This is a genomic window from Lactiplantibacillus sp. B652 (genome assembly GCF_023806745.1).
Classification (GTDB): Bacteria; Bacillota; Bacilli; order Lactobacillales; family Lactobacillaceae; genus Lactiplantibacillus; species Lactiplantibacillus pentosus.
The window spans coordinates 1-14,204 of sequence record NZ_JAMSKY010000022.1 but is presented as its reverse complement, the minus strand read 5'-3'; the positions used below and the strand labels follow the sequence as shown (position 1 = coordinate 14,204).

The window sequence follows — 14,204 nt, the reverse complement described above, 5'->3', positions numbered from 1 at the left end:
CATTGAGGAGCGGCCTCATAAAGTCGAAACTCGCCAGGAATTCGGCCACTTTGAAGCTGATACCGTACTTTCTGGTAAACGTAAAGGTCAAGCTGTGGCTACTTTTGTGGAGCGTAAGAGTCGCCTGACAATTGTTAAACGGCTCCATGGTCGCGACAGTCAGTCCATGACTCAAGCCGTACTTGAACTAGCTAGTCAACTTCAAGACAAGCTCAAGACGCTTACCGTAGATCATGGTAAAGAGTTCGCTAACTATCAGACAATTGAACGGCGAACTGGTACACAGGTTTATTTTGCACATGCCTATTCACCGCATGAAAGAGGCAGTAATGAGAACCGTAACCGAGTTTTGCGGCGCTTTATTCCCAAAGGCCAAGCCATTGAAGAACTAAGTGATCACCAACTGGTTCAAATCAACTGGTATTTGAATTCACGGCCACTTAAATGTCTTAATTGGCATACACCAATCGAGATCTTCTTGCTTAATTTACGTCATTAAATTCGTTCAAGTTATTTCTTGCAATCTGCCATACTAAATTCACCGTTTACTCAGCTCAACGGCACAACCATTGAACTTGGTGAAATAGGCGGACAGTATACCTTGCCAAATGGTGACGTTTTAATTGCTAGGTAGCTATCGCGTTTCTTTAGCTTGTGATTAAATTTTTTGATAGACTTTTGCTAAGGTTGGCATATTACTTGGCGTAAGCCTGACCTGTTAATCATTCTATAACATTAGTCGTCCTTGATTAATTCTAGGATGGCTTTTTTGTTACGCCGTTATTTACAACCGTAACTCCGGTTACACTTGCACCCTAACATTTCCTAACATTTTAGGATCGGTACAACAGGCGTACTCTCTGTACGGTTGTTAATAAAATAACAATGCTATGGCTATGATAACAGGGTTCAATGGCATTGTTATATCAGTGTTTACGATTAATCCAAAACACGCTAAAACTCCAGTTTTCTCTAACTTATTTGTGTTGATTGATTAACTGCAACCATTCACGCATAGCTTGCTTGCGGATGACATAATATTGCGACTTACTTAGTCCCGATAGTTCATAGGCCACCCGTTGGCTACCATCCGCCACAATGAACTCATTACGCAATAGATTGGCTTGACGTTCATCACGGATGCTATCAATTGCATTAGTAACCCGCTGACAATACAACTCCATTTGTTGCAATCGCCTGGGCTTCTCTGCCCCTTCCCAATCATTAACTGCCTGCTCAACAATCCCATGGTAAAAACGGTACTGCTTCAAATATTGGCGTGCGTTACGATACCACTGTTCCATGTTTTCGCTCCCTAAAAGACTAAAAAGCGCCAGCGTTTATAGCTGACGTTTTCTAGCCCTACTCCTTAAACCCATCATACCACTTGCTAATCATCAAAAAAAGGGACGCTAGCCACCCCGCAAACATCCCTTTTAACGTATGTTGCCATTCCTGACAACGCTACAATTAATCCCCATAATCGAATTATAACATGATGTCCGTGCTACTTCACGAACAACTGTCTGCATTATATGCTCGCTCGAGTGCCCCAGCAAGTAACCCAACCAGTAACCCAACGCCATCTAAGCCAGCTGACATACTCATCCGTTTTTACATTCCTACATTTTCCAACATTTTCATTTATTTAAAACAGCTCTAAGGCCAGTCATAACAAGCATTCAAGCTATTAACTAACTGGCAATGTTCAACTTCCAGTATTTTCCAGTAAAATATCCGACATAATCCGACATTTCATGAGTTTTCATTAGCCCATAGACGTTGCTATAACAACATTCCAGCTAAATATGCCGTCTAATCGTGTCGGGTTACTTGTCGCTTACTATATGGTGTCCGTTTTGTACGAATAATATCAACATTTACCAACATAGGGTTGCACCATATTGCTGGTATATCGGTGTTATGGGGTGCACCACTTTTCAGGCACATCTAATTAAAGTGATCTGCCTAAGTGTCAGGTTTTGTCAGGTTGTTCACTGCACATTAGCAGAAACAAGCAGTTTACACAGCAAAACAATAATAGGTTTTAATAGGCCGTTCCGCATAAGGTTTTATAAGGTTTTCCAGTCTTCACAATACTATCCATTTAGTAAACTTTTGTAACCCCTATTCGGCTTTTAGGTTAGCAATTGTTAGCATTATCCCGTTTTTTATTTCTAACATTTTCTAACATTTTGATTCCATTATTTTCCAATATTTTATATTGCCATCAAAGCCTTTTAACCATTGATATAACAATCCATTTTCATATAAATAACTAACGGGACAACTTCGCTCAACTAAAAAAAGCATCGTACTTTTTAGCACGATACTCACTTACACTTATTAACTAAACCGTTCAATCTCTTGTAGTGCGTGACGGGCGAGTGCGCGCTGTTCTTCGCTACTGTCCGGGTCATTGAGAGCTTTAAGTGATAATGACTTCATTACATAGCTGTCAATCACCCAGCCCTGATCGGTGTGGCTGAAATGGCTATCGTCATACTCCTTATAACACGGGTACATTGCTTTAAACTTGGTCAGCGTAGCCGGTTCATAATCTAGCTCGCTATCACCATCAATGAAGCCCCGATCAATAGCTGTCTGTGTTGGTTCGCCATTCTCATCAATTATCCCGTCATTAACCATCTTGCTGTATATCTCTGACTTAACAGCGTTAGGCGCATTCTTAACGGCTGGTTCAGCCTTAGCAATGTAATTATAGGCTTCTTCAACTAACTTAGGGTAAAGCACTCGCATACTAGTTCGCCTCCTTATCGTGGCTTACTTGTGTCTCTAAGCGCTTAATGTCTGGTCTTAGGGCTTTCTCCCAGCCGTTCAAGTCAGCTTGCTCTATGGCTCTAATACGGGCGTTCATCGTAGTAACTTGGTTCTTAAACGAAGTGACCCCGATATTCAACTCGGCTTCATCCGTTGCAATAAACATCCCCGTATTATGACCGCCCCGGTTAGCAACAATTGGCACGCCATGTTGATTAATTAAGATACTAATGGCTTCTCTGACATCCCGTTCTTTAAGCCCGGTTACCTTGCAGATATTCGGTATTGTCATTGGGTAACCTGCACCACGAGGCAACATGTTTAATACTTTAAATTCAGTCATTGATAACGTCATTTTAATGGCACCTACCTTTTCCTATTTCATCTTAAATGCAATTCTTTAAAGTTTAATATCGTTTTAACGTGGTCATCGTGGTTCATTGGTTCAAACGCCGATATAGCAACATTTGTTGTCACCTCACTGTTGGTTCATACGTGGTCAACGTGGTTCATTTGAACCATGATAGCACCACGTTGAACCACGTATGAACCACGTTAGTAAATCTTTGTATCGCTTGATATATATAGCTTTACATCACTTTGAACCACTTGAACCACGTTATTTAGTAATAAGTTTCTATTTAACACCTAACATACATCCGTAAATAGCGTTCTCCAATGTGTACTCTTTTATGTTCCCAACCCTCTGTATTATCTGTGATTAGCTTTATTTCATTTTTTTACCTTTTTACAAACTAAAATACCCGTGTAACGTGTGTACCTGTGTAAAACGCTGATATAGCAACGTTTATTTCAAACCATAGCCGTGTGTAACGTGTCTCAACGTGTGTAGTTTCTACACGGGTTAACACACGTATCACACACGTTCACTTAATCTTAAATCCTAATATATCAATGATTACACACGTTACACAGGTTACACGGGTTATTTAATAAAGTACCAATTAAGTACGTTGATACCCCCGACTGCGCTTGCTGTTAATAACTAAATTTTGGCTGTATTCCCAGCCCTCCATATTATCCATAATCAACTTAATCTTCTTAGCTTCGGCGTTAGTCCGACCACTAAAATATTTGTTAGTCGCATGGTCAAAAACAACCGCCATGATCTCACGGGTAGTCGTGCGCTGAATTGGTTCTTTATTCGGTGCTAGTTTCGCATGTAACCAGCTTTCTGAATCCGAATCAATTGGATTACCATTCTCAATAGCCGTGAAATATGACTGTTTAACACTAACCGTCAATTCTTCCCAATTAGTCGGCACCATCATTGTCAGATAATCATTTACAGCCTCACGCATTGGATCAATAACTTGGGCTTCTTGTTGATAGGCTTTGGCCTCATTAAGCGTCTGCTGGTCAAAATAAAGCTGCTCGCCAGCGTCAAACCAAGTCTTAGCTTCGGCGAGGATCTGCAGCATGTCAGCTTGTTGCGCCTTTAGCGGGTTCTTAGTAACGGGCTGTACCCCGCATTTAATCGGATAAAAGCGCCGTTCACCAGTAGCGTCTTTTAAATAGTCTCGATGGTTGGTTGAACCGATAAAGACATTCCGGCGCGGATGTTGTTCTGGCCGGCGCGCATAAGTGTTGCGGTAATAGTCCGACTGGGCACTAGTAAAGTTCTTAATGCTCTCAATATCAGTCTTGTTCATGGCCGACAGTTCAGCAAGTTCAATAATCCAGCTCCCCATTAGCTTTTGATAGTCGTCTTTATCTTTCATGCTCTTCATGTCATCACTAAAGTAATCGGGCGCTAACTGGCGCACCAAGGTACTCTTGCCAAGTCCTTGGCTTCCCTCTAAGATTGGGATAATATCAAACTTCACTCCGGGAAGATAAACCCGTGCAATCGCCCCAGCTAACCACTTGCGAGTTACCATCCGTGTATAGTGATTATCCTCGGCACCAAGGTAATCAATGAAAAAGGTTTCCGCCCTTGGCTGGCCGTCCCACTTCACCGTTTCAATCCGTTCTTTCATCGGGTCAAAGCCATGTTCCTGTGACGCTTTAACAATGCTATCCAGCAAGTTATCCTTTGACAGCAAAATGTTATATTGTGCGTCAAAATAAAACCGTAGTAAGGAATCATCCGTATCTCGCCAATCGCCCTTTTTTAGTCCCGTTTTATCATTAGAACGTAACTTCACCACTCGATCCGAGAACTCGTTATAGGCCAACACACCTTTTAAATTCGGGTCATTTTCAATAAACAGTAAAATATTGTATAGCGAACTCCGCCGAATAGCCCCTTGGGTCGTTAATCGGAGTTGGTCTTGCCAATCATCACCCTTTAAAGCTGTGACGTTATTAATCCGCTTGTCATGCTCTTGGATGGCTTGCTTTAAGTTCTTATCCTCTGACACATTGACACCTCCTACGTCCGTTTGATGATGGACTTGAAAATAGTATTAACCTCTTTATCCGGTAACGGCGGTTGTAATCGCTCGTTAGCATATTGTAGTAGCTCGTAGGCCGTCATTCCATTACAGCCAGTCCGTAGTAACTTGCCTAATAACGAAGTCAGGTAGCTATTGCGACTGCCCTCGCCAGTACCAGCCACTAAGTCATCAAGCATTCGTCCCGCCCACGTCTTTCGTATCTGTGAGGCGTGCTGTGGTGCCTTGTTCATCCGTTGATTGGGTAACAGATCATCAATTAACCACTGGGGCGCTGTCGTAATCTCGTTAGTTGGTTCAATTGCCCTATAATCACTACCATTGATCACGCTCGGTGCTACTACTACGAAGTCAGTCAGTACATCAATACCCGGATATAGACCTGTTCGCCGTTTCATATCTAGCTTAACCGACAACTTAAAGAAGTAATGTAAGCCATCATTCGGGGTCTGCTCAATATAAGTGTCACTCGGCAGGGGCTTGCCTCGCTGATTGAGTTTTCTCAATGTTTCCGTGCCATCAATATCACCATGTCGGTCAATATCCACCACGATTAACTTAGCTTGGTCTAAACGGATGCCAAGGTTCGCCCTTGGGACATGCTCAAACCAGCCTTTAATCGTTTCTACATCCGTGGCAGCGTCCTTATAGCCCCGTGTGCCTTTTAACGGCACTTTGCTGTTACTTGCTAAGGGGTAAACCGCAACACCATCACGGGCAAGTTGTAGCGCCCTCATTAGCCTGTCGTTTGCTTTCATTCGCTCACCATCCTACTTGGCTATCCCGACTAACGGGACTTCATAGACGGATGCAAGTTGTTTCAATGCGCCTTGGTTGTTCACTTCAATGTTATGAATTTGCTGGCTAATTTTAGTCCGCTGACTATCACGCATTACCGTTTGATTGACTAGCTCTTGTAAGTAGTCCAGTTGCAATAAAGTGCCTTGTAAAGTCGTCTTAGCATGATTTAATTGCGTCTGTGTATTATTCATGATTAGTCGCCCCCTGTGAGTTATCATCGCTGCAATCCGAATTACCACCATCCAAAATGGAGTTAATACCGTCATTAATCCCGTTTACAGTGCTATTAATGTCATCAATAACCCCACTTAGACCGCTTGTCTCCTCATCAATATTCATTGCTAGTGTACCCATCTCTACTAATACACACATTGTGCTATAGATAGTCGTTTCTCGGTTTTCAAGTGTTTTTCGTAGTCTGTCAGCGTCTAACTCAAAATAATCAGGCGCATTACTAATTAAGTGTTTCAACGTTGGTTCAACTAAATCACTAATGGCCAAAATGCTGCTATTTGCTTTATTGACCCGTTCTAGTAAAATACCCGCGTGCTTGCACGCCGCGCTAATATCATTTAACTTTGATAGTTCATAAATTGGGTTACCCATTGTGTTTACTCCTCATTTTGTAGTAAAATGAGTATACAAAAAGCCCATAACAGTAGTGTTTTCAGGCTGTCCGTGTGATACTTTGGCGAGTAACACGGACTTTTTTTGTACGCTCATTCATGTTCTAACTCCTTAATCTGCCTAACCGAAATACTTACCCGGATTAGCAATCAATTTAAATGACACGTTGCCAACCGCTGAAATAATCATAAACTTAACTAAACTCATCAATAGTGTTCCAATCATAGTTACCATCCTCACTCGAATTTATTATGTGTTCATCAAACGCAATTGCCCGCCAGCCGGATTTTATTACTTCATTTTTCCATTGTGATTGATATAGAAGTCTATGTCGTGCTTATTAAATAGCACTGATCCATTAATGACGTGGCCTACTAATCCTTGCTTCGTCCAGCCTGCAAACGTTCCCTCTGATACATCCGCATACGCCGCTGCTTTCTTCTTGCGTAACCACTGCTGACTAGCACCCACATCACGCTTAGCCTGACTGATTGAATCCGTAGTTAGCTGGTATACGAAGTCGCGTAGTGCCTGCGCCTGTTCATCACTTAATAACACCTTAATCGGTTCTGTAATCGTCCTCACCGCCTCTCAGCACTTAGCCTAATAGGTTATTGCATTACGGATGCTTTAACCGGCAATTGCAACTCAATACGGTAAATCACGCCTTGAATTTGCAAAGCTTGCTTGATTTGCTGGTAGTCCAGTTTCATTTCAAGTAGCGTTCTGATCTGCTGTTTAACCCGCTTGACTGCATCCGCCTCACTAGAACTTAAGTAGTGAGTAATAGCCTCGGTCTTAGGAATATTGCGAGCTTTGCGCAACTCATTCACGTTGACCCCTAACGCCTGCTTATACACTAACTTGTTAATATTCACGTATAAGTGACCATGCTCACCTAGCGCCGGACTTTCTTTAATCGTTTCATGCAATGACTTAGAAAAATCCTTACCTAGTTCAAACTTAGCCTGACGCAAAATCAATTCACGTTTCATAACTGTAAACTGTCTAACAAGTTCCTCCTTGAAATCAGCTACCCGTGGTGTGTTCTTTAAGAACGTGATCAGCAAGGTAGCCTGTTGCTCGTTGAGTAAATAGACCTTAGCTTTTTGACCACTTAGCATAGGCTTCATTTTAAATGACACCTTGCCATTACCTGCACGCGCCAACCTCTCATACTGCTGATTGATCGTTACATTAACAGCATGGTGGGTAATCCCTGCATACTTCGCAATCACATCGCCAGTCGTATATGCTTCCGCGTCCAATCGCTGTGATGTTAACGTTACTAAATCCATAGCACGGCCTCCTTAAACTTGCTTATATAGCCAATCATTAAGTTTAGCGATAGTCCCCACTCTCACACTAGTTCGCTCTCCAGATAAAATTTTGTCTAATGTCCACCGACTAACACCGGTTTGCCGTGATAGTTCTAGCACTGTTATATTAAGTTCCCCACGCTTCCGACCAATTGCATGAGTTAACTCTTTAGTTGTCTCAACCATTTTAATCACCTACTTTTGTGTATGATTGGTTACAATTCTACAAAAGTGCAGTTGACAAGTCAAGCACATTTGTAGAATAATAACCGTAAAGTACAAACAAATGTAGAATAGTGGTGAACTCATTGAATAATATACGAATAGCTCGTAAAGCTAAAAATATGTCTATCGTTTCTCTCGCAAAACAAAGTGGTTTATCGGTTTCGTCAATAAGCGCCTATGAAAACAACAAAAGGCAGCCAAAAATTGAATCACTTCAAAAAATATCTAAAGTTCTTGGTGTATCATCAGCATATTTAAATGGCATGTCAGGAGAAAAAAATATTCTCAATGTAAATTCTCAAAACCCGAAAAACAACACAATAGACATTGATGTTATAGGTTTTTTATTAAACGCACGATCAACTCACCCCGGTAAAGTTCCTATTTTTATTCAGGATGCACTAGCCGGAGCGCCTATCTATATCGATGATAATGGCAATAAACTAGACGCAGAAAAAAGAAAACTTTTAATTACATTTCTCAAAACACTCTTAAACTAATTAGCCTTTACATACTTGCCCGCCAGCTGGTATGAAAGGAATAATCAATATGGCTACATTCAAACAGTATAAAACTAAATCTGGTGCTTTCTGGGAGGCTTTTACATCCGTGGGTAAAGATACCAACGGCAAAGCCAAACGGATGCACAAACGTGGTTTTAAGACAAAAAAAGAAGCCCAATTATGGACTTCCAATGTTCAGACAGATTTTACTAGAAAAGGTTATGTATCAAGCAACGATATTACTTTTAATGAGTTATACGAAAAGTGGTTCAGCGAGGACTACCAATCACAAGTCAAAGAATCAACATGGGCTAAGACAGCAGATATATTCAGACTGCATATATTGCCAGCGTTAGGCTCTCAACGGGTTAAACGTATCACTGTCGCCCAATGTCAATCAATCGTGCATAGCTGGCTTAATCAAGGTCTCAAACAGTACCGCCGTTTTAGAACGTATGTCATTAGTGTTTTTGATTTTGGTGTACGGATGGAATTAACCACCCGTAACCCAATGGCTAAGACCAGTATACCAAAACAAAAAAAGCACCAGCAAGCACCTCACATTGATTTTTATGAGAAGTCCGAGCTAGTGCATTTTCTTGATTGTGCCTACGATTATGACAACCCACAAGCTTTTATGTTGTTCCGTCTGTTAGCGTTCACTGGTCTACGCCGTGGCGAGGCACTAGCATTACAGTGGCGGGACATTAACTTTGAAACCAACGAAATAACGGTTAACAAGACGCAATCACTAGGTAAGAACTGGCGAATCGTTACGCAAACGCCCAAGACAAATAGTAGCTATCGCACTATCACAATTGACCCTAAGACGTTGCAATGGCTTCATAAGTGGCGGATGACCCAAGCTAGACAATATTTTGAATTGGGCTTCAATTCCAAAAACCCTAAACAACTTATTTTTGCTAGCAACGACAATCAACCACTATCACCGAGTATGCCTGACCATTGGAATCGTAGTATCTGCAAAAGATATGATCTAAGACGCATAAAGATTCATGCTTTTAGACATACTTTTTGTACTTTATCGTTCGAAGCTGGTGCCACGATTAACGAAGTTTCTAAAACGCTCGGTCATGCTGACTTAAAGATTACACAACAGATCTATTTACACGTTACCAAAAAGCAACGAAACGAGGCGGCTTCTAAGCTAGCTCGCTACATGGACATTTAATATAAATCCGTGGTGCATTCTGTGGTGCACTTTTGGTGCAATTGTGGTGCATTTTATTTGTGCCCTATTGTGCCTTATTGTGTGTCGATGGCAACAAAAAAGCCGTCATACAAGGCTCATTGAGTCTCATTGACGACTATTGTGTGTTATCTATTGGGCTAGCTGGGTTCGAACCAGCGCATCACGGGATCAAAACCCGTTGCCTTACCACTTGGCTATAGCCCAAAAATGAAATGGAGGGGAGTGGATTCGAACCACCGAACCCGAAGGAGCGGATTTACAGTCCGCCGCGTTTAGCCAGACTTCGCTACCCCTCCGTGAATCATTCAACTATATTAGAATACATAATTTTGAATAAAAAATCAAGGCTTTTTCAAAACTTTTTTTGAATTTATTTTAAATCAATGATTTGGGTATCTTGATACCACTCTGCCATGAAATTAGTTGCCCGCCATTCATTGATTCGTTTGAGGCCATATCCGACCGCCTGATCGTAGTAAGTCGTCTGCCCAAAGGTCCGTGGCTTCGGATGAACGTGTAAGTGCCCAAACAAGACGTGGGCGATATTAAACTGTTCCAATAATTCGCCCAAACGTGGTGTTCCCATCAACGCGTTAGCCATATTCCAAAACCGCTTCCCGGTTGCAAACTGCAAGTAGTCGGCCCGCGGCACAAAGTGAGTCATAAACACCACTTGTTTCTGTTCAGCGGCTGCCAGGACCAATTGCGCTTTGACTTGATTCAGCATCAACGCCGTCCGTTCCCCATCGCTCATTGGTTGTTTAATGGCCCGGTCAATCCAAAACGCATTTTTCCAGTGCAAGAAGTCGGCCGTCGTCGTGTCGGGCTCTTGGGCGGCGTATTGATAATCATACCAGCCGTTATTGCCAATCACGCGCCAGTCCGTCCCGGGAATATCAACGTAGCGGTTATGGAGATAGCCCGCGAATTGGCCCGTTTCAAGCTCGTCAAACGAAACACCGTGAACCATGTCATGATTACCCGCAATCCAGTAAACGCGGGTCTGAGCGCCTAATAACGCCTGTAAATCGACAATAAACTGTTCACTGCGCTGAAAATCATTGAACAAGTCGCCAGCAACTAAATACCACTGCACGCCTTGTTGCAATAAATAGGTCGCTTGGGCGCGCATCATCGCGGCCGCATCGATTCGATTCACATCAAAATGATTATCACTACTGAAAGCTAGCCGTACGATGTCAATTCCTCCTCACAAAAAAAGATATGCTATCAATAAGATAACATACCTTCATTAAAATTGCGTTTAACGAACGCCTTGCATTGACCGTTTGATCATCGGTACCATCGTAAACAGCACGATCCCGAGTAAGACGCTGACGATCCCAATAATTGCGAAGTATGGCACTTCAGTCTTCGTTGAGTAGAAGCGAACAATCTGCGCATTAACTGCACTACCAACAGAGTCGGTCAGGAACCACATACTCATCATCTGTGAAGCGAACGCTTTTGGCGCTAACTTAGTCGTCACAGATAACCCAATTGGTGAAATCAGCATTTCGGCGATTTCAACGACTGCCCAGCTAGCCACTAACCAGAGTGGGCTAACTTTACCGGCAGTTCCGAAGAGCGCACCTGGCATGGCCATGATCAAGTATGAAGCACCGGCGAATACTAACCCAACCGCAAACTTGGCTGGTGAGCTAGGTTGCTTCTTACCCCACTTCGTCCATAACCAAACGAACGGTGTGGTGTAAATCATGATGAACAGTGGGTTCAACATTTGGAAATCAGAGGCAGCTAAGTGAAAAATACCAATGTTAAGGTTAACGCGGTTGGCGGCAAACAATGCCAACACGGCTGATCCTTGTTCTTCAATGGCCCAGAATAACGCTGCGGCAATAAACAATGGAATGTAGGCACGAACCCGTGAACGTTCAGTTGCATTCGTCTTTTCAGACGTTAACATCAAGATAAAGTAGACGATTGGGGTCAAAATAACCAGAATACTGATCAAACTGATCACGTTGTCGAGTGTCAAGGCATGCATTAACCACATTAAGAGTAAGATTAACGCAATTCCGATGACACCCAGTGTGGTCCGTGTGGTGATTTTCTTCATATCACCGGGTTCCAATGGATCAGTTGGGTAAAGGCTAGCCGTACTTAAGTTCTTCTTACCATCAAAGTAGTACTGTAACAGGCCAAAGAACATCCCGATGGCGGCTAATGAGAACCCTAAGTGGAAGTTCACGCTCAATCCGATTCGGCCAACTAATATTGGTGCGACCAGTGAACCTAAGTTAATCCCGAAGACGAAAATACTAAAGCCGGCATCCCGGTGCGTATCTTCAGCGGTGTATAATTGACCAACCATATCTGAAACGTTGGGCTTTAATAACCCGGTCCCAATAACGATCAGTGCGATGGAAACAAATAGTGCGCCAACGCCAAATGGGGTTGAGAGCACGATATGCCCCAACATGATGAAGACCCCACCAATAAAGACGGTCTTACGGCTCCCCCAGACCCGGTCACTTAAAAAGCCACCGAGAACACTAGAAACGTAAACTAAGGCCGAATAAATTGACATGATTGATGCGGCGGTGACTTGGTCGAATCCCAAGCCACCCTTAGCGACACTGTAATACATATAGTAGATCAGTAACGCGCGCATCCCGTAATAACTGAACCGTTCCCACATTTCAGTGAAGAACAACGTCCGCAAGCCACGGGGTTGGCCAAAGAACGACCGATCCAGCTTTTCTTCCTTATCCAATATCGATTCCTCCAAACTTCATAACCAGTTTGTATTCGTTTAAAAGTAACAAATTTTGTTTCTTAATTAAACATAATAACTATTATACTAGCCTTAATCATATTCAACAATAGCACTAACCATCTTCTAATCTAATAACCATTAAATGAATTCTCATCCACAATTATTAACGAACCAGAAACCGCGTTATTCCGCTTTAAACTGATTATCATTGCACTGACGGGGGACTATTTATCATTAGCATATACATTGAATTCTAATTTAAAACAAAATAATTAATACTCACTAAATGTCAAATCACGTGACAATTCATCAAAATTCTTATTAAACAAAACCTCAAACTGTGATTATCAGGCTAATTAGCTTATCGGATGTCCCAATTTCACTAGACTTATTGAAGCCCCATCACCATCAATCTGTGAGCGTTTTTATCCCAGCCATTATCCCATAATGTACACTAAAACATATTTGCACTAGAAAAGTATTTTTTAGCGCTGGGTGAGAACACACTGCAATAGACCAGCGCTCATACCATGACTTCAGTGGAGCGAGCCTAAAGCACGTCTCAGACACGGGCTATTACCAATCTCCCGTTAGTTTTCTCCTACCAGCCGACATCCTTATTCAAGCGTGACGTCAGTCGTTGCTGCCTATTATGAGCTGTTTAAGGCATCCTGTCGCCGGCAACGTCTTGCAAGATTACATTTAGCTCTGAGGATTTAGAACTAGCACATCCCGTTTTAGCATGAAATCATGAGTCAGATTGAGTTCTAGGCAGTTTCAGGTAACGATCGTCAGTAACCCTTGACGATGTGCCCGAAACAAAGTTATCAGATCAGTTAATGATGGCACATCAAATATCGATGTGCCGACCAACTTGGTTTAGGCCCAAGTTCTTCATAAAAATGCCATCGACTTTACTACCGAAGCTTACGCAACAATCAGGCTTATTCCTTGCGACTGTCATCTGATTGATGGACTGCTCAGTCTCAGTTGCCGAAATACTGCAAGCAGTAAATAACTGACCGTGTTGATTTATGCCTTTCAGATTGTTTTCAATAACAAAAGCGTGTTCTAAATTTCTCGGTTTTTGAAAAGTTTAGAACACGCTTGTCCTTTGCACGATTTCTTGTTTATTCATCAAAAACACCTCACCAATTTATTTGATGAGGTAATCATAATCCATATGGCGGATGCTAGGAATGCGGCCGGTTATTTACTGCTTACGGTCAACTGCCCCAAAATTACCGTTAACTAAAAGCAGCCTGACACGATTGTGTCAGGCTGCCGTCTAATTTTTGAATTTGGGCTAAATAAAAAGGTGAGAACAACTTCCCACCTCGCAAGTGCCGGCTACCAGAGTCGAACTGATGACCCTCGGTTTACGATACCGATGCTCTACCAACTGAGCTAAGCCGGCATGATATAAAAATAGATGTTAACACAATTGCCAACATCTATGTCACTCCGACAGGCGGGCTCGAACCGTCGACATCTTGATTAACAGTCAAGCGCTCTACCAACTGAGCTATGTCGGAATAATCGCATGGCAACGTCCTACCCTCGCAGGGAGCGATCCCC

At 42.5% G+C, this 14,204-nt stretch carries 15 protein-coding genes and 4 tRNA genes; 3 read left to right on the top strand and 16 right to left on the bottom strand.

Annotated features, from left to right (window positions below; genetic code table 11):
• Window positions 1-499, top strand: a 499-nt coding sequence (locus tag MZO40_RS15905) for an IS30 family transposase (RefSeq protein WP_252133413.1), incomplete at its 5' end; no start/stop codon positions are given.
• A 478-nt stretch (window positions 500-977) separates the two neighbouring features.
• Here MZO40_RS15905 and MZO40_RS15900 read toward each other — a convergent pair.
• The 10 genes from MZO40_RS15900 to MZO40_RS15855 form a co-directional block, all read right to left on the bottom strand.
• Window positions 978-1,304, bottom strand: a complete 327-nt coding sequence (locus MZO40_RS15900) for a hypothetical protein (protein WP_027822219.1) — start codon at window positions 1,302-1,304, stop codon at window positions 978-980.
• A gap of 1,042 nt (window positions 1,305-2,346) precedes the next feature.
• Window positions 2,347-2,760 (bottom strand): hypothetical protein, encoded by a 414-nt coding sequence (locus tag MZO40_RS15895; RefSeq protein ID WP_046040767.1) that lies wholly within the window; start codon window positions 2,758-2,760, stop codon window positions 2,347-2,349.
• Between the two features lies 1 nt (window position 2,761).
• Window positions 2,762-3,073: a DNA replication protein gene (locus MZO40_RS15890; protein WP_225351412.1), complete on the bottom strand. Its 312-nt coding sequence runs from the start codon at window positions 3,071-3,073 to the stop codon at window positions 2,762-2,764.
• 673 nt (window positions 3,074-3,746) lie between these two features.
• The gene (locus MZO40_RS15885; RefSeq protein WP_046947791.1) at window positions 3,747-5,165 is read right to left on the bottom strand and encodes a virulence-associated E family protein; all 1,419 of its coding nucleotides are present in this window, start codon (window positions 5,163-5,165) and stop codon (window positions 3,747-3,749) included.
• Window positions 5,166-5,176: 11 nt separating this feature from the next.
• Entirely contained in the window at window positions 5,177-5,956 is a 780-nt protein-coding gene (locus tag MZO40_RS15880; RefSeq protein ID WP_046947792.1) for a bifunctional DNA primase/polymerase, read from the bottom strand.
• 12 nt (window positions 5,957-5,968) lie between these two features.
• Complete coding sequence (locus MZO40_RS15875; protein WP_046947793.1) at window positions 5,969-6,190, bottom strand: hypothetical protein; 222 nt, start codon at window positions 6,188-6,190, stop codon at window positions 5,969-5,971.
• Window positions 6,183-6,605, bottom strand: coding sequence for a hypothetical protein (locus MZO40_RS15870; protein WP_046947794.1), 423 nt, complete (start codon window positions 6,603-6,605; stop codon window positions 6,183-6,185). Before MZO40_RS15870 ends, MZO40_RS15875 begins: the two co-directional genes overlap by 8 nt.
• 312 nt (window positions 6,606-6,917) lie before the next feature.
• The gene (locus MZO40_RS15865) at window positions 6,918-7,211 is read right to left on the bottom strand and encodes a hypothetical protein (protein WP_046040869.1); all 294 of its coding nucleotides are present in this window, start codon (window positions 7,209-7,211) and stop codon (window positions 6,918-6,920) included.
• Between the two features lie 26 nt (window positions 7,212-7,237).
• A complete protein-coding gene (locus MZO40_RS15860; RefSeq protein ID WP_046947795.1) occupies window positions 7,238-7,924 on the bottom strand; it encodes a Rha family transcriptional regulator in 687 nt (228 codons plus the stop codon).
• Between the two features lie 12 nt (window positions 7,925-7,936).
• Complete coding sequence (locus MZO40_RS15855; RefSeq protein ID WP_046947796.1) at window positions 7,937-8,131, bottom strand: helix-turn-helix transcriptional regulator; 195 nt, start codon at window positions 8,129-8,131, stop codon at window positions 7,937-7,939.
• A 122-nt stretch (window positions 8,132-8,253) separates the two neighbouring features.
• Here MZO40_RS15855 and MZO40_RS15850 point away from each other — a divergent pair, with 122 nt between their 5' ends.
• The gene (locus MZO40_RS15850; RefSeq protein ID WP_046947797.1) at window positions 8,254-8,670 is read left to right on the top strand and encodes a helix-turn-helix domain-containing protein; all 417 of its coding nucleotides are present in this window, start codon (window positions 8,254-8,256) and stop codon (window positions 8,668-8,670) included.
• Between the two features lie 49 nt (window positions 8,671-8,719).
• The gene (locus MZO40_RS15845; protein WP_027822226.1) at window positions 8,720-9,865 is read left to right on the top strand and encodes a site-specific integrase; all 1,146 of its coding nucleotides are present in this window, start codon (window positions 8,720-8,722) and stop codon (window positions 9,863-9,865) included.
• A gap of 153 nt (window positions 9,866-10,018) precedes the next feature.
• On the opposite strand, the gene MZO40_RS15840 is transcribed toward MZO40_RS15845, so the two are convergent.
• The 6 genes from MZO40_RS15840 to MZO40_RS15815 all read right to left on the bottom strand — a co-directional run bounded on the left by MZO40_RS15840 (window position 10,019) and on the right by MZO40_RS15815 (window position 14,161).
• Window positions 10,019-10,090 (bottom strand) — tRNA-Gln (locus MZO40_RS15840).
• A 9-nt stretch (window positions 10,091-10,099) separates the two neighbouring features.
• Window positions 10,100-10,182, bottom strand: a tRNA-Tyr gene (locus MZO40_RS15835).
• A gap of 74 nt (window positions 10,183-10,256) precedes the next feature.
• Window positions 10,257-11,090: a metallophosphoesterase gene (locus MZO40_RS15830; RefSeq protein WP_082230353.1), complete on the bottom strand. Its 834-nt coding sequence runs from the start codon at window positions 11,088-11,090 to the stop codon at window positions 10,257-10,259.
• 60 nt (window positions 11,091-11,150) lie between these two features.
• Window positions 11,151-12,623: a peptide MFS transporter gene (locus tag MZO40_RS15825; protein WP_105961057.1), complete on the bottom strand. Its 1,473-nt coding sequence runs from the start codon at window positions 12,621-12,623 to the stop codon at window positions 11,151-11,153.
• Window positions 12,624-13,970: 1,347 nt separating this feature from the next.
• Window positions 13,971-14,043: transfer RNA gene (locus MZO40_RS15820), tRNA-Thr, on the bottom strand.
• 45 nt (window positions 14,044-14,088) lie between these two features.
• A tRNA-Asn gene (locus MZO40_RS15815) sits at window positions 14,089-14,161 on the bottom strand.
• Window positions 14,162-14,204: the final 43 nt, after the last annotated feature.